This window comes from Pseudobdellovibrionaceae bacterium (assembly GCA_023898385.1).
Lineage (GTDB): Bacteria > Bdellovibrionota > Bdellovibrionia > Bdellovibrionales > UBA1609.
The window spans coordinates 1,184,892-1,203,684 of sequence record CP060220.1 but is presented as its reverse complement, the minus strand read 5'-3'; the positions used below and the strand labels follow the sequence as shown (position 1 = coordinate 1,203,684).

The window sequence follows — 18,793 nt, the reverse complement described above, 5'->3', positions numbered from 1 at the left end:
TGAGAGTTTATTGACCCACACCCACCACATCAATCGTTAATACCGAAATCACTGATCCGTCATTGTAGTCCACATGAATAAAGTCAGTGGCTGATCCTGCCAAAATGGGATTAAATGTGAGGTCAATGGTGCAGCTTGCGCCAGCAGCTAAATTTGATGTGCAAGTTCCCATGTTTCCGGGATAGCTGCCTCCGTTAAAACTAAATGGGGTGGCCAACGCCGAAGCCATAATACCCGTTGCTGTTTCTCCACCCACATTAGTAATGGTCACTTGGGTGAGCCCGAGACTGCCAATGTTGACGGTGCCGAAGTCAGCAAAGCCACCGCCCGTAACATACAAGAGTGCGGGGCTGCCGCCGCCGCCACTGGCGCCACCGATATTATCAATGCTGCTTTGGCATGTGCTTAGGTCAAAGTTGGAAGGATCGCAGCCATTGGGGTAAGTAGGGGCCACGGCGCCACTATCATTTGCGTCGTAGAAAATTCCCAGATCATCGGTTGAGCCACCACTGTAGGCTGCATCAAGGTCGATTCCTATACTTTGTTGTGAAAAATCAGTTTTCCAATCGCTAAAAGCAGAGGTGCTATCATCCACCTGATAGAGGCTGCCACCTGTCGGCGCTGGATTAAACGAATAAGAAAAGTCAGAGTAGCTGGCATTTATGGGCGCGTGAGGTTTATTCCAGAATTTGCGAATGCTATGGTCCACAATATCCATGGGTGAGTGCTGGCTATCGGCAAAACTCACATCAACGCCTGAAGCTGCCACCACAATGATTTCATCAAAGACCTGTCCATTAAAAGATCCATCTAACGAGTCAGAAGCATAGATAGACGCCAAACTGGCATGGTCCATATCTAGGTCGGCTGCTGCCACGGCAAGTCCTGCAAGAGCACTGGCCATTTTTCCGGCATCAGTAGACGCATCAAATCCACCACTGAAAATGTTGCCTGGCGCTCTTGAAATATCCACATCAAAGGCTGCACTAAAAAGAGCATTGGCCCCTTGTATATTGTCACGCAAATTGGCAGAGCTGGAGGCTCCTTCAATGGATAGTTTAGCGGCAGCACTTTGTGCGGCCATTTCGGTGATGATCGTCACGCCTAGGTCATTTCGGTGATAGTCGCCAACTCCCGGAAGCCAGCTTCGAATTTCTTCGTTGGCCCCCATGCCTCGCATAAGATTGGAGTTTTCATCACGATAGCTTCCGCCATAGACAGCCAATTCCACGGGTGAGGTGTGGCGACTCACGCCTTGAGGGTACGACAGTTCTACAGAAAAAGAACCATCGCTGTAGGTTCGACCATTTCCAATTTTTAGATCTCGGCTGCCATCCGCATTAAGAAGATACACGTTGACATATCCATTTTGAATGGGGCCAAGTGCAGCACGTCCGCTGATTGTGATTTGGCTTTCACTGGCAAAATAGTCTTCATTGGCCGGCTTAGGCTTGCAGCCCACAAACAAAAAGGCCGCCAGTATTAAAACGAATAAATGCTGTTGTGTGTTTTTTGCGTCAAACATCAGTTAACCCCCTTAAAAAACGGACCACTACAACTCTTATTATTTTATCTCAGAGGGGTGAATTTTATTTAGAAAAAACAGGTAGTTGTCTCAAGATGAGGCGCAACTTTTTATGAGAAATCTCATTTTGCTACGGCATCAACATTTAAGCCTTACGAGAGAGGCTTAAAAGAACAAGTGCCTACTGCATCTCCACGGCACCACGATCACAAGTTGATTTGCGGGTTGACTATTTTGTATGAATAAAGAGCTATTTTCTTCTAGTTTATTTAGTGAGTGGAAAATCTAGGTTAAAACGGCCGTCGATTTAAGATCTGTTTTTGTTGCTGCAAATAGGGGCCAAGATGGTTGTATTTTTCCAAACAAGACAGGTTCAGTTCACATTTTCCAGTGAAAAAATCGTATATATGAGTCACCTCAGAAAGGTTCACATTGCAAAAGCCTTCTACGGCCAAGATCGGTATGAAGTTTAAAAACCGAAGTGTTTCTTTTTGGTAAATTTCAGTGATGATCTTTGATTTTTTCTGAAATTGGTGTTCAGTCAGTGCGATAGATAAATCAGGAAAGATATTGTACGCGAGGCTCCGTACTGTTGTGATGTTCGAAAAAGTTTGATGAACAGAATAGCTCACATCTTGGTGGTGGGGATGGCCATATTCACCGAGAATGCCGTGGGTGTAAACGGCTTCCGGGCGGGAAAGGCTTTCAAGTTTGGCTTCGAGGTCTGAAGTTGAAAGGCGTTTTTCAAAGAGGTCAGGAAAACGCCACTGTTGAAGATCCGTCACACCCAATTGCTCACAGGCCGATTTGAGTTCTTCGGTGCGTTCACTGCCACGTCCGTCCGCATTGCCATCAGTGACACAGACCACAGTCCAGGGTCGGGTTCGGTTTTGAAGAATCAGGCCAGAAAAAAACAAAGCCTCGTCATCGGGGTGAGCTGTGACAATGAGATTGTAGGGTTGAATGGCCATCCTAAAGGTATCTTTTCACGGGCCGAGCGGTTCAGCAAGGCCAGGTCTTGATTGTTCATGGGAAGTCGACATGGAGTCGCGGGCTCGACTAGTATAATTTTATGGACGTGCTCAGGGCTAAAAACGAATCACACTGGATAAAGCAAATTAACGAATGGGTTGAAGCCCACATGGCCTCTTTTGATTCGCCACTTGTTCATCTCCCGGCGGGAGACACGCCGGCATCCCTCTACGCTGAATGGGATGAGCATAGACCAGAATTTTTAAATAAGGCCCGGTTTCAGCAGGTGGACGACATTGTTACCGGTTCTCAAAAGGGCCTGTTTCAACGATTTTTTCAAAAGAGTCTGCCCTCGTATGGAGAACAATTTCATCCGCTCGGGGATGAGCCCTTGGCCTCCCAGGTGGCTATTTTGGGTGTGGGCCTTAACGGGCACATTGCCTTTCACGAGCCACATATACCGCTGAACTTTAACTATGGTTGTGTGCCTTTGGCGGAAAAAACAAAAGCCCACCTTCATATGCAGGGTCCAGTCTGGGGGCTCACCTACGGGGTAGGTCATTTTATCAAAACTAACGCTGTTTTGGTATTGGCAAGGGGAGAGGCAAAAACAGAGATCATTCAAAAGATACTGACTGGTTCGAGTGAAGCTTTGCCAGTGGCGGAGCTGGCTAAAAAAGGCAAAGTAACGCTGATGATTTCTGATGAAATTAGAATATAGCTTTAAGTAAAATTAGCGTTTCAGAATGAGACAAAGTCAAAAATAATCCTGATTAGGGAATCAACAATGTCTTATACTTAGACATGCGGCTGGCTTTTATACGAAACTATAACGTGATTAGCCGGCATATTGATTGCACAATATAAATGTGAATATCGGGGGGAGCCGTATGTCCAAAACGCATGTATTGACACTGTTGTTAGCGGTCGCCGCAACGGGACTCATGTTTAATAATTGTAGTGATGTTTCGTTTCAAGAATACGAAAAGCCATCTGAATATGGTGGTTTGGGGTTTAATGACAGAATCGAAGAGTTTTCTGTTCAGGGCAAGTCTCTGTCTCGTGGAGTCATGGCGAGCGATCAAGCCGCCACGGTCATGCGAGATACGGCTGAAAAATCCGTATTGGTTTCATCTTCTACCATACTGGATACGACGATTGTCACCAATGCTATATCCACTGAGTCCACAGGTGAAAATGCCCTGATGGGATATACCGATGTAGATATAGTCATTTCTGTTGATAGCTCCGGCTCCATGTCGGATGAAATTCAAGAATTAAAAACGCAGTTAAGTACATTTATCAGCACTTTAACTGACCAGTTAAACCTGCGGGTGATGGTGGTTTACGGTCGGGTGGCTGAAGAGCCGTTCTTTAGTGGCTGCTATGATTTAAACAAACAGCTTGATGTGGCAGCTCGTGATGCCGTAGTTGCTGAAGCTCAAACCTTCATTGATGGTATTCCGACCAACGTCAACGGTGAAAGTCCCATCTACTTTGGGATTAAGACTTATGCGGATCATACACCCAGTTGTTTCAGACAGGATTCTTTAAAATTCTTGTTTGCCATAACCGATGAAGATGAACGCAATGTGGGCGATGCAGGAAGTACTGACATTAATAACACCACAAAAACCACGTACATCAATCAATTAAACGCATCTGGTATCATGACCTTTTCGGTGGTGCATTTGCCAACGGGTAACGTGTTGAGAGATATTTCTGAGGCGACTAACGGCAAAACCTATGCCTTCTCAAACAGTTTGGCCTCAAATTTAGCTGAATTCGCCAATGACATTAAGTTAAAAGTAAGTCTGCTTGGAGCTTTAGACTTGGCAACAGAGCCAGTGGTGGCCCAAAGTGTAAGGGTGATGATTGAAAATGGTCCCGAGTTAGTTGAAGGCACAGACTATAACTTGTCTACATCCCTCACTAGTGTGTCTTTGACGGAGTCAGGTTTAGGCAAAATCGATTCCGTGGGCAAAAAAGTAATTGTTAATTTTGTAAAGGCCTCTCAATTAAATCAAATATCAGCCACCCACGTACCGATCAATGTGACGGTGAATTCGGTAGATCAAGGGGCGTGTGCTGCTGTTTCAGGCGGCGGTATGGCGGAAGTGGTTTATGGTTTATCCTCTTGCGTGAGCGACTGGATGGGTGGCCCATGGCGTTTCCAAGTGGTGGGTATTCCATCTAAACTCGAGGTTCGCTTAGACACAGTGGCCGCCTTACAAGCAGAAGACGTAAGTGTGTGGCTTGGCAGCACACAGCTGGATTCTTCGGTATACACGTTTATCCCTGGTGACAATAAGGTCATCGTGGACCACTCTGTGGTGGCCTATCTACCAGATAGTGAAGTGCGGGTGAAGTATGCCACGGATCCTCAGGCGATGCAGGGATTGATTATCCCCTTGCCTGACCTCCACCAAATTAAAGGTGTTTATTTCAACAATGCCTTGGTTGCCGAAGGTGTTTGTTATGATGTATTCACTGACGCCATTAAGTTGCTGGATTGTCCGCAGATTGTACCGGGGGCGGAAGATTTCTCAGTGTCCGTTTCGTACTCAAGCTTTGCTTCGGATAATTTTTCAGTGTCATGGCCAGGTGAGGCTGTGTTAAATACCGTTCGTGTGAGGTCGCAGGACAATTCATTTAATGTGCGAGGCATGGACTTAACAACTGTCGACGGTATGAACTTCCTCTTGCCGGCGCCCATGGAGCTAGTGGGAACAAATCTTCATATTAGCTATTTGACGAATGACAACTTCAAGTTTTTGCTGTCTGACAAGCCCAGTGAAGAGCATCACCTGATGGTTTATCTCAATAAGAAAGTCTTGAGCGAAACATTGTTTTCAGTGGTTCGATCAAAACCTTATGCGATAGTGATTGACTCCAGTGTGGCATTGCAGCCTGGCGACAGTGTGGCTGTAAAATATCAACGATAACATCAAATTGCTTAATTACATTTTTGCAATTTTTCTCTAAACGGCGCCCCTGGCGCCTTTTTTCATTTTCAATGAACAACGGGGTTTACACACTTTTATTGCCCCTTTAAGTTTGTAGAACAATCAACACGTTACAGAATCTGGGGGGGATTATGGGGGCGTCTAAGGCTTTTTTGGGCTCTATGCGAGCTGTGGTTTCAATTGTTCTCTTAAATTTGGCTCTTTTCTACGGTGAGGCCCAGGCGGTATGCCCTACGGATCCCAATATCCCGTTTACCCGATCGGGCGAAAGTGGCGAGGCCTATGAGTTGGGTCGGCAAGACGGGATATGGGTGATCCGAGCCACTGTGCAACTTCGATATTCCCATTATTTTTCTGCTGAAGAGCTTGAAGAAGCTCGAGGCATTATGGAGCAAACCCGCCAGTGGATTCAAGATTACTATGCTCCTTACGGCTTTGATCTTCAGATCACCTTTGACCATGCTTATTTCGATGGCTCGTCCAGAAATTCATACAACACCCCGAAAAAAGACAGCTTTGTGGTCTACATTCGGCGTAACACCGGATATCACATGAAGAGTGTGTATTGGGGTGTGAACCGGGATTTTGATTTTGTTGAACGAGCCGTTTTGATCACGCACGAGTTTTCACATCTGTTAGGGCTTAAGGATGAATACCAATCAGCTATTGGGGCGGCTTCACCCGAAGAAGAGGCGAGCTATGAAAATGACAGTTTGATGAAAAACACAGATCATCCACAGCCTAAACTGTATCCCCGGCACATGAAGACCATATTGCGACCCATTTGTACGTGAAGAGGCGTTGGCATTTTGGCGGCTTGACCGCCAAAATGGTGACGGAATTAATGCATTTTATGATCTTTGACGCGGGTGATTAGGTTGCAGTGAGGGCACTTGGCCTCTTCTCTTAAAGTGTAATCTTCAAGGTAGGTGACCACTGAAATCTCAAGCTGAGTGCTGCATAGAGCGCAGTTATTCTGCCGTTCAATAAACACACGATGTTGTTTGCTCAATTTATCCACACGATTTGCATTGGGCTTGGTGGCATTTTGCATCACTGGCTCCTTCACCATTTTCTGTATTCTGCAAATAATCTATGCAAAAATAGATCACAAGACTTTTGTCTCAGCATAGGTGCTTTGAAATGTTAGAGCGACAGTGTCCGGTATGTGGCAAAAAATCACTTTCTAATGAAAACCCTTATGGGTCTGTGGTGTGCCTTTCTTGTGGTTGGATGGAGAGTGAAGTGCAGTCACTGTACTCCGCCATGGAGATTCTTGCGCGGGTGGGCCGTTGGTCAGCGATAGTGGGACTTGTTTTCGTGTTGGTGGTGTTGGCCGTGCAGTTGGTGTTGTGGGGACCACATGCCTTTGAAGTGACCTACTTACAAGGGCGAATGCTTTTAGGGCAAGAAACCAGAGAGAATCGACTTGAACGCGGGGCCATTTGTAATTCTTTAAAAAAGCACGACTGCGCAGTGAAAATATTTACTCAATTGGTTGAGCAAAATCCCATGGACCGTACGGCTCTAGCAAATCTTGCCATTAATTATGTGCAAACTGAAAAATCTGAAAAGGCACAGCCGCACTTTGAAGCCTATTTTTCTTTGGGGGGCTCAGGATTTGATGTGATGTATTGGTACGCAAAAAGTTTGCGAGATCTAGGTGAGTTGGACCGGGGTCGTGATTGGCTCTATTACTCGCTGGTGCAGAACTCCGAGTATGAATCTTCAGCTAAAGAACTCTTTCATGAACTTGTTGACGACGGTCGCCCCTATGAAGCGACAAGCCTCATAGGTTCACTCACAAGCGGCAAGCCCGAAGGCTCGGGACATTGGAACAACCTTTTAGCTCGCCTCTACAGCAAGCCCATTGTATCTGATGAGGCAAAGACCATTTATCATGTGCCCTCATTGGATCGTCGTTATCACTATGTGCCGGTGCAATTGAAAGAGCAGGGGCGTCCACGGTTTTTTGTTTTATCCCCGAAAGAAGCCTACACGTTAGTGGATGAAGATATCGTCATTGAAAATCGTCTAACTATTCCTGAGGATGCCGCGGTGGTTGAGGTGAGTACACTAGACGGTCAGAAATCAGCCAGGAAAGTCACTTTGCCCTACCTCAAGTTGGGGCCCTGGGAGTTGGGCGCGCAAACCGTGTTGGTCTGCCGCGATTGTCGTTCATTGATCGGAGAAGAGACGTTGTCAGACTTAAAATTAGACAACTGGCAGCGCCACCACACTCAGTTTTATACTTTGTCTTCGCGAAAGGAGATACCATGACTAGAATTTTAGTTTTCATGTGGGCTTTTTTGCCGACCATAGCAGGGGCAGGGGAGCTTAATGGTGTGAAAATGTCAGACTCAGATTCAGTGGCGGGAGTAAATCTAGTTCTAAACGGAATGGCTTTAAGAAAGGTCTATAAGTTTGGAATCCCAATCAAAGTCTATGTGGGTGGTTTGTATCTGCCCCAAAAAAGTGCTGACTCCGCAGAGATCGTAAAAATGAGCGGCCCCAAACAAATAGTCATGGAGTTTTTGCGAAGTGTGGATCGCGAAAGTTTGGTCAATGCCTGGCAAAAGGGGCTCATGGGAAATTGCATTGAACAGGATTGCCAAGTGTATAAAACCCAATTGTCGGAGTTCAATCGATTGATGGTGAATGTTCGAAAAGGCAACAAGATGACTGTGACATTTTTAGAGGATCAAGTGAGTGTGGTTACAACAGGTCCCAATGCGAAGGCCGGAAAAGTCATGTCATCGGGATTTAGTAAGAATCTTTTGGGACTGTTCATTAACGATAAACAGCCCATCTCAAAAGAGTTTAGACAGCAATTGCTGGGGATGGCTTCCAATTAGTGGAAGCCAATGTAATTAGAGTGAGATTAAGCTTTTCTAGCGGCGTAATATTCTGTGAATAAGCCCGCATCAAACGAAAAGGGCACATGCTCGGCACCAGGCACAGCGTGCACGATACCCACGTCTTTGCCGTTTTCTTGCTCTTTGCGAAGAAAATCAGGCACTTCAAGGCGTGGATTTTGTTGAGCGCGCAAAACAATCTGGTTTTCGTAGGCTTTTTCTTTCAGTGATACCTTTGACCCTGGTGTCACAACAAACGAAGAGATGTTCACGGGCTTGCCGTCAACAAGAACATGTCCATGGCTCACAAGTTGACGGGCCGAACGAATGCTTGGAGCAAATCCTAAGCGAAAAACCAAATTGTCTAAGCGACGCTCAAGTAATCCCACCAGTTTATTCACCCAGTTGGCACCAGCACCTTTTTTTGAATTACGAATAAAGCGTCGGAGTTGCTCTTCTTTTAATCCATAGTGAAAGCGGATTTTTTGCTTTTCTTCCAATCGCAATGCGTAATCAGAGAACTTACGTCGTTTGTTGCCATTCTCTCCGGGGGGGTAAGGACGACGATCAAGAGCGCCCGGTTTTCCAAGTCCTGGGAGTTCTGTGCCAAATCGGCGTTGAATTCTAAAACGGGCCACTTTACCTGGTTTTTTCATAAGTCTTCCTACTCAATTCTTATTAGTCATTCGCCAGTTCATTAAGCTTAAGGCGTATACTAAGAAACCCCTGAAACTGCAAATCCTTTTGCCCAATCAAATACATACAACAAAGCGACCTGAGAAAGGCCATGGAACTGGCCTGGTCGGTGCCGAACCCCCATGATACCCTCTAGGGCATGGCATATAAATATCAGACTTTTGAAGCTGATTCCTTGGATTTAGACCCAGAATCCCCATTTTTTCTTGATCACGTGGCGCGTTATTGGTGGGCGGCAGAACAGGTCAAGGGCCTGAGGGTGTTGGACTGCGCCTGCGGCAAGGGCTATGGCACGTACATTTTGTCGGGGGCGGCCAGTCAGGTGGTGGGGGTTGACCTCAATGAAGAATCTCTTCAAATGGCCCGGCGGGTATTTACCCGTGAAAATCTTACCTTTCAAAGTCAGGATGTGTTTACCCTGTCGAAGCTAGGGGAGAGTTTTGACGCGATCACAGCTTTTGAAGTTATTGAGCATATTCCTCATGAAAAAACCTCTTTGTTTCTCAACAGTTTAAAGTCGGTTTTGAAACCTGGGGGAAAGCTATTGCTGTCTACGCCCAATCACGATGTGGTTTTAAAAAGTGGCGTCGTGGTGCCAGAATTTCACATTAATAATTTTCGATCTGTTGAATTGAAAAAAGCGCTGGAGCAAGAGTTTTCAAATGTCACGATGTTGGGGCAGTTTCGTCAAAGGCAGGGTTTGTCACAGCTCTTGTTTGATTGGGATTTTTTAAATCTGCGACACCTGGTCGGTGGCTTCAGGAAGCGGGCCAACCGCAAAAAATCAGAAGTTGCCGGTCATTCGGTGGCGTCGTCCAACACCTACCGAAGTCCAGACGAGATAGTGAATCTATTTGCTCAACCGCCTACAGAAGCCTCTGAATACCATTTTAGTTCTCGCCATTGGCGGCAGGCGGGGTTGAGTGTAGCCATCTGTCAAAAATAGATTTTTAAAAACTTCGTCAAACTCTTAAACGCCCATTGAAACACCGCCTCCTCGACCATTGAAGGGGATCTGCTGAATTATCCATTGAAGTTAAAGTCTTCCAAAGCCTCCTGCCGATACTTCTATATAAATAGCAACACTTTTTAAGCCTGATTTTAGGGCGGGTTTTTTTGGATTCATGATGAAGCAAGGACCTCGGTTTTCAATTCGATATAAATTTCTGGCAGTGACCACAGTGCTATTGGTTTTTTGTGTGGGGATTTATCTGATACTGGCCACTGAAATCTACAAATCCGACAAAAACGAGTTTGTTTTCGACTATCATCGCAGCCTTGTTTCGAACCTGGCCACTGATGTGGACACACTCTTTCAGGGCGTGACAGACAAGGCGCGCCTTACGGCTTACTTTTTTCGCGAGGAGCACCGGCAGGCGCGGCCATTGATCGAAGATCTTCTGAAAAAAAACTCGCACATGGTTTACGTGGCCGCGAGCAGTGACTTCAGCTCTTTGGACAAAGAATTTTATGTGGATCAGCCTTTTTTAAAAACCTATGGCCTAGGCGAAGATTTTTTCAAAAAAGGGTTAATAGAAAAAAGGCCCATTCCCTACCTTCGGCTTCAGGAGAAGGGCGAAGCCGTTTGGGCCGCCACATTACCAGACGGGGCACCCCTCATTGGGTTTGGAAAAAACGTCATTGAAGAAAACGAAAAGGGCCAGCCTGTGGCTCAGTTTGCAGTGATCGTTTATGTACACGCCGATCAATTATTGCAATCGGTGCAAGATGAAAAACAAAATGAAGTGGCAATTGTTGCCTCCGATGGACAAGTCCTGGTCCATGCAGACAGCCAGACTATGTCGGGGGCACGACCCTTTCAATCTGAACTATTAGCCATATCTCAAAAAAGTCCGGTGCAAAAGGGAGTGCAGGATTACCTTGCAGCAGACGGGCAACGGCACTTGGGAGCCTTTGCCCGGGCGCGAGGCGGGCAGATGATTGTTCTTTCAACAATTGCAAGTGCCCAAGCCTTTGCTGTGGTCGATAGGCTTGTTTATAGGTCGATGATATTTGCGTCCATTGTTGTGACCCTGGCGTTTCTTGCGGCCATCTTGTTCTCGCGCTCCCTCACCAAGCCCATTGAGCGGTTGGTGGCTGGGATGAAAAAAGTTTCGCAAGGAGATTTGACCACTCGAATCTCAGTGAAAAGCCAAGACGAAATTGCAAGCCTTGCTGACTCTTTCAATTTGATGATTATTGATCTGGAGAGTTCTCGTCGAGAGCTTGAAGAAGTCAATAGGGATCTTGAAAGGAAAGTGAAGGATCGCACCAAAGATCTTGAGGATAGAAATCGCGCCGTAAAAGAAGCGCAAGAGGCTTTGTTAAAGAGCACTCGCCTGGCTGCCGTGGGTGAAGTGGCCGGGCAGGCCGCCCATGAAGTTTTAAATCCGCTAACCAGTATAATCAATCGCACTGTTCGTGTAAGCAGAAAACTTCAAGAAGATGTGAGCGCAGAGATATCATTGCTTTCTGAAATATGTTCGGCATGGCGGGATGATTACAGTTCCGGCGGCATTGAAAAGCTCATGCAATCTTGGAAGCAAGAATCTACGGTAAAAACCGGCGCAAGCTTGCTCGAAGAAGATCTCGCAAACTTACAGGTCGTTGAAGCCAATCTTGAAAGTACTATGAAAAGCCTTGTGGATGATACGGGTTTTGTTTTGCAAGAAAGTCAGCGCATCAGCCGCATTGTTAACTCTATGCGTTCGATGAGCGCGATAAAGGGTGATTTGGTAAAAGTTCCTGTGTTTCCGCTGTGTCAACAGTCCGTAGCGATTATGGAAGACTTGGCTCAGCAAAAGGGCATTGAAATAGCTGTGGAGAATCTAGCCAAGGCCAATTTGGCGATGGTGGACGAAGACGAGTTCATCCAGGTTATGACAAATCTCATACGAAACTCCATTCAAAGCATGGATGAAAAAATCTGGGAAAAAACTGAGCAGCCAAAGGTGATTATAAGAATGACCAACTCGGAGGAACAGTTGTTCATTCGTGTGATTGACAATGGTGCCGGGATTTCTACGGAAAACCAAAATAAACTATTTAAGGCGCAGTTTTCAACAAAACCCAAGTCGCAAGGTACGGGCATTGGATTGAATATAAGTCGCCGATTGACTCGCGCATTTCGAGGAGACCTAACACTGGAGTCTTCGGTGCAGGGACGAGGTGCCGTATTTCTCATCACCTTGCCCCTTGCCACTGTTGGAGAAGAGAGGTTGTCTGCATGAGCCAGCCAGCCAAAAAAATTCTTCGACCAATGAGCTCTCCTCCAGCAAGAAAGCCTGGCGGGGTCTGGAATCAGCGAATTCTCATTGTGGATGATGAGCCGGGGATCACTGCCGGGTACGAAGAAATTTTAGTGTCCACTTCCGCTGACAATGTTGTATCGATGGCACGCTCCAGTCGACGGGCGCAGAAGTCTGAAACTGCAAAAGCTCCTTCTGGGACAGGCGGACAACTTGAAAACCCCTTTCAGTTTGAATTGACCATATGCCACAGCGGAGAAGTGGCATTTAATGAGGTGCAAAAGGCCATGGGCGAAGGGCGGCCCTTTGCCATGGGATTCTTCGATGTGAAACTGGGTGAGGGTATGGATGGCTATGAACTCTTTAAAAAAGTTCAAGAAATTGACCCCAAGTTCTTTGCCGTTTTTGTAACGGCTTACAATGATCGCAGCATTGATTCGATCAATCAATTTCTAGGGATAGATCGCGTGGACCATTGGGATTATCTCAACAAACCATTTACCGCGGGCGAGATTCTGCAAAAGGCCAGAAACTTTGTCAGTCTATGGAATTTGCGAGAAGAGAAGCGCCTTCATCAGCAAGACATGGATGAGGCGCAACGTCGTCTGCTCAATGCCGAACGAATGACATCTGTGGCAACAGTGGCGCGTGGAGTAGGACACGAATTCGGAAATATTTTAATGCAAATTATGGGGCAGGCTGAAGTGGCGCGCAGTAAGCCGCCGGAGCAAATGAAAAAGGCATTGGATAAGATTTTAGACGCCTGCACGCGTGCTGGCGATATTCTGGACCGATTTAAGGATCTGTCTGAAACTGGCGAAGAAGAGGCCCATAAAAAAGTTGAGCTTTTGCACAAAATTTTGGATGAAGCCATTGAACTACTGGAGCACCAATTTCGGTCAAACAATGTGAAGGTTTGTAGAATCAAAAATGACCGGGTCGAGGCCGAGGTTAATTCCACTGGCATATTGCAGGCCATCGTCAATCTTTCTATTAATTCCATTCACGCAATGAACAAGTCAGGTCAGATTGACTACAGCATCATCGATGATGGCGACATGGCAGAAATACGAATTCGCGACTATGGGCCGGGGATACCTAAAGACATTCTTCCAAAAGCCACTGAACCATTTTTTACAACCAAAGGAAAAAACGGTACAGGGCTTGGATTGGCCATTTGTAAGGAAATCATCGAGATAGATCATCAAGGGCAATTCATTTTAAGAAATCATGAAACAAAAGGTTTAGAAATAGTCATGCGCATCCCAAAGAGGGCGATTGAGGAGGGACAACATGGGTAAGGTCAAGTGCGATACGGCAATCCTGGTAGTTGACGATGATGCTATGGTTATGGATGTGCTAGTGGATTATCTTAAAGAGTTGGGGATGACAAACATTACTCAAGCTAGAAATTCTACTCATGCATTAAAATTACTGCAAGATCCAGAGTTCAAAGTGGAGCTGGTGCTTTCTGACTGGGAAATGCCACAGGTCGATGGTTTAACCCTATTAAAAGCCATTCGAAAAAATCCATTGCGTCGGCGTTTACGATTTATCATGGTCACAAGCCAGCGTTCAATGGAAAGATTTAAAGTCACGCAAGCCGCTCGGTGGCAGGTCAGTGCCTATATTCTTAAACCCTTTCGACTTCATCTGTTAAAAGAAAAATTATGGTCGGTAATGGGTTGGGAACAGGACAAGAACAGTGAAAAGGTTGGCTAAACTCATTCAGTTCTATCAACCTTTTGCCATTGCAATTTTTGCTTTGCTGTTTATTTGTGCCTCTCCGTATGAGGTGTTGGCTCTGGAGGTCACCGAAGATTTTTCTTCTCGGCAACATTTTGGTTCATCCGAACTTGTATGGAATCAACAACAACAAATTCTGCATCCTCCAATTATCGTGAAAGATTGGGACGACGGCGGTGGAGTTCAAAGTACTTCCGTCGATGTGGGTGACGGCGACCACGGGGAATTTTCTATAAATACTTACGCTCAATTTAGTGAGTCGGGTGATTTATCAGGTCAAGTGATTCGCATAAATACTGACACCTTTCCGAGTTTGCATTTTACAACCTTTGATCTTGCCGCCGGTTGGGTTTTGCAACCCACGGGAGCCTCACCACTTGTGATCCGTGTGCAGGGTGACGTGGTCATTTCAGGCACCATTAATTGCAGTGGCGAGAGTGGCGAAGATATTTCAAGTAATAAAACGCAAATTAATTCCGGAGGCGAAGGTCGATGTGCTGGCGCTCGTGGCGGCGACGGGGGTTCTGATATTGTGATCCCCACAGCAGGCAGTGCGGGCGGTGCGAATGTTTCAGGCGGCGAGTGGGGCCCAGCCGGGTTGGCCACCGGCGGCCAAGGCGGCGGCGGCGGTGGTGGCTACACAAAGGCTGGTTTGGCCGAAGACGCCGTGGAGGGTGATGATTCAACGGGCGGAGCCGGTGGGGTTGCAGGCACGCAGTTTCGCGACGATGGTTTTGCCATTGCCCCGTGGTCGGGTGGATCCGGCGGCGGTGGTGGAAGTGCATTCACCGACCTTGGAGATCCCGCCAATCATTCAAGTGGGGGTGGCGGCGGAGCCGGAGGCGGATTGATATACATAGCCTCGGGGGGGAACATTCTCATTTCAGCCACCGGGTCGGTGCTGGCCAATGGAGGCACCGGAGGTGGTACGCTGGGCACACTGAAAGCGGGCGGTGGCGGCGGTGGAGCGGGTGGCTCAATAATTCTATTCGCTGCAGGAGACATAAACATTTTAGGTTCGGTATCGGCTCTCCATGGGAACGGCGGAGTCAGTAATGGTGGTGATGGTGGTCGCGGATCTTATGGTCGAACCTGGGTGCAAGATAAGGATGTGCCCTCGGGTAACCTTGAAACACCCATCACGCAGTTGAATCTACCTGGCGAAATAAAATATGAGACGGGCGTTGATTATCAGGTCATATCGGGCGCCATTGATTTATTAAATACACAACCTGAAGTGACCGCGGCGTCTCTCGTTTCAGAAAATTCAGTCAATGGCAGTGTGGATTTTGAGTTGGCATTTTCGGCATCAACGGCCGAAGAATCATTCACGGGTTGGCAGGCGGCCTCCAGCTTCATCGATGCGGTGCCGCGCACACGGTTTATGAAGTTTCGGCTTTTGGTCAATAATACGGACGATACCACACCGTTGACCCTGAGCGGCTTAAGCGTCACTTACAATGGATACATGCGGGAGGATTTTTCTTTTACAACAGGTTGTGGATCTATTCACAATGACCAGCCTCCTCCCATAGGATGGGTTTTCTTTTTGATCTTTCCGCTCATGTTGTTGTTGACGCTTCGTTTTTTGGATATCGATTTCTTATCTCAAAAGGCATGATCACCCACCCTTTCAGTCGATCAGGTTGGCGGCCAAGAACCAATTATAGCCACCTTAATAAATGCACACCCCACTTTTAGCTACGTGTTAGTCTCAATAGGGTGATATCGTGAATCTTAGTTGGGGGCAGTTAATGGTGGCCAAGATAGGGTTTAACCAAAAAACTGATTTTTCGTGGTGATAGACCTTCCGAATTTTCGCTTCGAAGATTTTGTTTCAAGTATGGAAAATAACCAGTTTTGGGTAGTGGATGACGCCATTTCTAAAGAGACTCAGGCCTCATTGCTGGAAGCCGCTAAGTTCCATTTTCAAAAAGGTGAATTCATTCCGGCAAAGATTGGTAAAGGGGCCCAAAAAAAACGTGTCAAAGAGATTCGGGGAGATCTTATCTATTGGATTGAAAAATGGGACGATCCGGCGCTGACCTATTGCCAAGAATTGTATGAGCAGCTTTTGACCTTTGCCAAGCGGGGCCTGTATTTGCCTATAAAAAGATACGAGTCGCATTTAGCCTATTATGCTGTTGGTACTCGTTATTTAAAGCACGTCGATCGGCATGAGACCAATCCCAGTCGGGTTTTAAGTTCAGTTTTGTATTTGGGTGATTGGAAAAATGGTCAAGACGGTGAGCTCGTGCTGTACCTTTCTGATGGGAGGCCGTCCGTGTCACTTGACCCCAGTCCGCGTCGTTTGGTGGTGTTTGACAGTCGGTTGGTACACGAAGTGCGGCTGACAAAAGTATCTCGATGGAGTTTAACTACATGGTTTAGGGATGATGTGCATCCGCTTTTGCATCTCTAAGCACCCACATGAAACAGGTTTACCAGTTCCATTGTAAAAACGCGCTGGAGCGTCCCAAGAAGGCCGTTGAGCTATCGGGGCCGAATAAGAAGTCTATATCTATCAGCAGGCCCAAGTACAAAGGTGTTTTCTTCCAAATGCCAAGGTTGTAATAGATGTTGTTATTTACTCTAGGGTGCCAGTACTGGTGACCGTAGTTGAGGCTTAAGGTGTGTTCCGAGTGAAGGGGTTTTTCAAATTCTATTGTGGTGCGTGATCCCACTCCGTAGGTCCAAATGTCAGTGAGGTGAACACTTTCTAACCCCTGTCTCTGAACCAGAGGTAAGTGATTCAAGGTCAATCCCCAAGACCACGAGGATGTTTTATCTTGGTAAAAGAAATCGCCATTGAATGTCCACGAAACCAAATTTGACTGAAAAGGCAAATCACTGGGGGTGGTTGGTTTCCAATTGAATTCAGCATAATCCAATCGAGTTTCTATGAAGTGTTGATCTCGAAGGGGCCATTGAACCGCCGCGGTCAAAGCCGGAGAGGTGAATCCGCTTAGTTTTGTATTTACATTGTCCGGTGCCCTATAGTCATAAACGAGGTGAGGCCAATGCCATCGAATAAACCCAAGGATTTGAAGGGGCGCCTCTTGTGACACTAACATGGCTTCAGCGGCCGGCGGTTTGTCGGTGGCAATTGCAGGTAAAAGGCTTTTTTGTGGGGGAGCCGTCGGTGCAGAGGGTTCATCGTCAAGATGTAGATTTTCAGGTTTTGTTAGGTCCACTTTTTCGGGTTGGCTAAAGAGGCCCATTCTCCCATTTTTCTCGCCCCCGGCCACTCGCCAATAATAGATGCCCGGTTTAAATCCGCGCCATAAAAACTCATTGCCTAAAACTTCCGTCACCACTTCGGGGTTGAAAAACTCAGGGGTGGATGAAATCTCAATGGCATAGTAATCGGCTCCCGCGACGGTATCCCATCGAAAAATCACAGAGCGCGTGGCCTCAACAGAAGAGGTGGCGTTGGCCACGGGTAAAATCTGCGTCCATATCCAATGAGCGAAGACAGGCAGACGATTGATTTGCTGGCGACTTTGGGGTGGGGGAGATTTTTTTACCTTGGGAGGGTTTTCGTTTTTCGGGCTTGGTGTGGCCTGCGCGGGCTCTCGGAGAATTGGTGCGTCTAATGGGTTAGAAACAGAGTACAGGCGACTGTTGTAAAGAGGAGGTATGGCAGATTGCTCGTCATCAATACCGATGACGCGCCAAAAGTGCAAACCCTCTTGAGTGAGTCGCAAAGAGTAATGATTGCCATTTTGGGTTTGGCTATGAACTAGAGTTTTAAATTCACTATCCTGGGCGATTTCGATGCGGTAGCTTTCGGCTTGTTTAATGGGACTCCACGAGAAAAGAGTTTCTAATTTGAGATCGGCACGGTGCCTGGGCAGCGGTGAGAAATACACAAGTTTTTCAGCTAGCCAAACGTGAACGGTCAGTGTGCGACTCACACCGGTGTCATTTTCTAGAGACAGATGGTGAGTGCCTCTAGCTAACTCCATGTCGACCTCATGGTGCTGCGGTCCAACGATAATATTTGGTTGCAATTTGTTTGCAAAGACATGGCGGATTTTACTGGGCGACCCAGACCATGTCAGATGCACAGTTGCAGAGTCGGCATGAGTGTAAACTCGACTCTCTAATGGCGGCAACCATTTGAGATCTTCACTCAAGGATTGGGTTTGTTCCACGGCCTCTTCGTTGACTGTGACTCGTTGCCCCTCGTGAAAAACTTGGGATTTTTCGGGTTGAGTTTTATTAGCCATTGCAACATGGCCCTTACTCACTTCGAGCTCTAATTTTCCGTCAATGCGACTTCGCAAACTTAAATCAGAACCAGCTTGGGCTTTTAGCGTCCAGTCTTCAGTGGAAAGTTGAAAACTTCTTTTTGATCGGGACCTCAGGTCACCCCTTGCAAACTTCAATCGAAATTCTCCGGTGTCTTTTTCTGGTAGAGGCTCAACCACAATGAGGGTGTTTTCATGAAGCTGGATTTTGATGTTACCATCAAGGTTAAGCTGAGCAGAGCTTCCATCAAGTGTTAACACCGAATCAAACCCGCGCACCTGGTCACCTTGTTGGGAGTTTTGCCATAGCATTGAATTTTGTGATCGCCGTCGCACCTGTTGGTGGGTGACATGGATGTTTCCAATGACCTGGCCGGTCGTGGATATGTGTTGTCCTTCAGGCAAAAGAGGGGTGGGCAGCATGCCCAAGTCAGCCAGCAAGATGAAAACTTCAAATAAAAGTAGGGCGAGTCCGCCCGAAATGAGATAGCGATCCACAGTCTCTTTTCGGCGTTCTCAGACAGGATCTAAA

General features: G+C 46.8%; 16 protein-coding genes. 11 read left to right on the top strand and 5 right to left on the bottom strand.

Annotation, left to right across the window (positions count from 1 at the left end; genetic code table 11):
• Positions 1-7 precede the first annotated feature (7 nt).
• Both H6626_05195 and H6626_05190 read right to left on the bottom strand, forming a co-directional pair.
• Complete coding sequence (locus H6626_05195; protein USN48488.1) at positions 8-1,525, bottom strand: hypothetical protein; 1,518 nt, start codon at positions 1,523-1,525, stop codon at positions 8-10.
• 290 nt (positions 1,526-1,815) lie between these two features.
• Positions 1,816-2,496, bottom strand: coding sequence for a PIG-L family deacetylase (locus tag H6626_05190; protein USN48487.1), 681 nt, complete (start codon positions 2,494-2,496; stop codon positions 1,816-1,818).
• A 101-nt stretch (positions 2,497-2,597) separates the two neighbouring features.
• On the opposite strand from H6626_05190, the gene H6626_05185 reads away from it, so the two are divergent.
• The 3 genes from H6626_05185 to H6626_05175 all read left to right on the top strand — a co-directional run bounded on the left by H6626_05185 (position 2,598) and on the right by H6626_05175 (position 6,257).
• Positions 2,598-3,218: a 6-phosphogluconolactonase gene (locus H6626_05185; GenBank protein ID USN48486.1), complete on the top strand. Its 621-nt coding sequence runs from the start codon at positions 2,598-2,600 to the stop codon at positions 3,216-3,218.
• 169 nt (positions 3,219-3,387) lie between these two features.
• Entirely contained in the window at positions 3,388-5,442 is a 2,055-nt protein-coding gene (locus tag H6626_05180) for a VWA domain-containing protein (protein USN48485.1), read from the top strand.
• Between the two features lie 152 nt (positions 5,443-5,594).
• Positions 5,595-6,257 (top strand): hypothetical protein, encoded by a 663-nt coding sequence (locus H6626_05175; protein USN48484.1) that lies wholly within the window; start codon positions 5,595-5,597, stop codon positions 6,255-6,257.
• A gap of 47 nt (positions 6,258-6,304) precedes the next feature.
• Here the strand turns inward: H6626_05175 and H6626_05170 are convergent, their stop codons facing one another.
• Positions 6,305-6,517, bottom strand: a complete 213-nt coding sequence (locus H6626_05170) for a hypothetical protein (protein USN48483.1) — start codon at positions 6,515-6,517, stop codon at positions 6,305-6,307.
• Positions 6,518-6,606: 89 nt separating this feature from the next.
• On the opposite strand from H6626_05170, the gene H6626_05165 reads away from it, so the two are divergent.
• Complete coding sequence (locus H6626_05165) at positions 6,607-7,743, top strand: hypothetical protein (protein USN48482.1); 1,137 nt, start codon at positions 6,607-6,609, stop codon at positions 7,741-7,743.
• Entirely contained in the window at positions 7,740-8,318 is a 579-nt protein-coding gene (locus H6626_05160; GenBank protein ID USN48481.1) for a chalcone isomerase family protein, read from the top strand. The genes H6626_05165 and H6626_05160 overlap by 4 nt, the downstream gene beginning before the upstream one ends.
• 26 nt (positions 8,319-8,344) lie before the next feature.
• Here the strand turns inward: H6626_05160 and rpsD are convergent, their stop codons facing one another.
• A complete protein-coding gene (gene rpsD / locus H6626_05155) occupies positions 8,345-8,974 on the bottom strand; it encodes a 30S ribosomal protein S4 (protein USN48480.1) in 630 nt (209 codons plus the stop codon).
• Between the two features lie 179 nt (positions 8,975-9,153).
• Between rpsD and H6626_05150 the strand changes: the two genes are divergently transcribed.
• The 6 genes from H6626_05150 (at position 9,154) to H6626_05125 (ending at position 16,430) form a co-directional block, all read left to right on the top strand.
• Complete coding sequence (locus H6626_05150) at positions 9,154-9,960, top strand: class I SAM-dependent methyltransferase (protein USN48479.1); 807 nt, start codon at positions 9,154-9,156, stop codon at positions 9,958-9,960.
• A 178-nt stretch (positions 9,961-10,138) separates the two neighbouring features.
• The gene (locus tag H6626_05145) at positions 10,139-12,244 is read left to right on the top strand and encodes a HAMP domain-containing protein (protein USN48478.1); all 2,106 of its coding nucleotides are present in this window, start codon (positions 10,139-10,141) and stop codon (positions 12,242-12,244) included.
• On the top strand, positions 12,241-13,563 hold the full coding sequence (locus H6626_05140) for a hypothetical protein (protein ID USN48477.1): 1,323 nt from the start codon (positions 12,241-12,243) through the stop codon (positions 13,561-13,563). Before H6626_05145 ends, H6626_05140 begins: the two co-directional genes overlap by 4 nt.
• Positions 13,556-13,984 (top strand): response regulator, encoded by a 429-nt coding sequence (locus H6626_05135; protein USN48476.1) that lies wholly within the window; start codon positions 13,556-13,558, stop codon positions 13,982-13,984. The genes H6626_05140 and H6626_05135 overlap by 8 nt, the downstream gene beginning before the upstream one ends.
• Positions 13,968-15,629 (top strand): hypothetical protein, encoded by a 1,662-nt coding sequence (locus H6626_05130; protein USN48475.1) that lies wholly within the window; start codon positions 13,968-13,970, stop codon positions 15,627-15,629. The genes H6626_05135 and H6626_05130 overlap by 17 nt, the downstream gene beginning before the upstream one ends.
• A gap of 222 nt (positions 15,630-15,851) precedes the next feature.
• Positions 15,852-16,430, top strand: a complete 579-nt coding sequence (locus H6626_05125; protein USN48474.1) for a 2OG-Fe(II) oxygenase — start codon at positions 15,852-15,854, stop codon at positions 16,428-16,430.
• 19 nt (positions 16,431-16,449) lie between these two features.
• Here the strand turns inward: H6626_05125 and H6626_05120 are convergent, their stop codons facing one another.
• Positions 16,450-18,759 (bottom strand): hypothetical protein, encoded by a 2,310-nt coding sequence (locus tag H6626_05120; GenBank protein USN48473.1) that lies wholly within the window; start codon positions 18,757-18,759, stop codon positions 16,450-16,452.
• Positions 18,760-18,793: the final 34 nt, after the last annotated feature.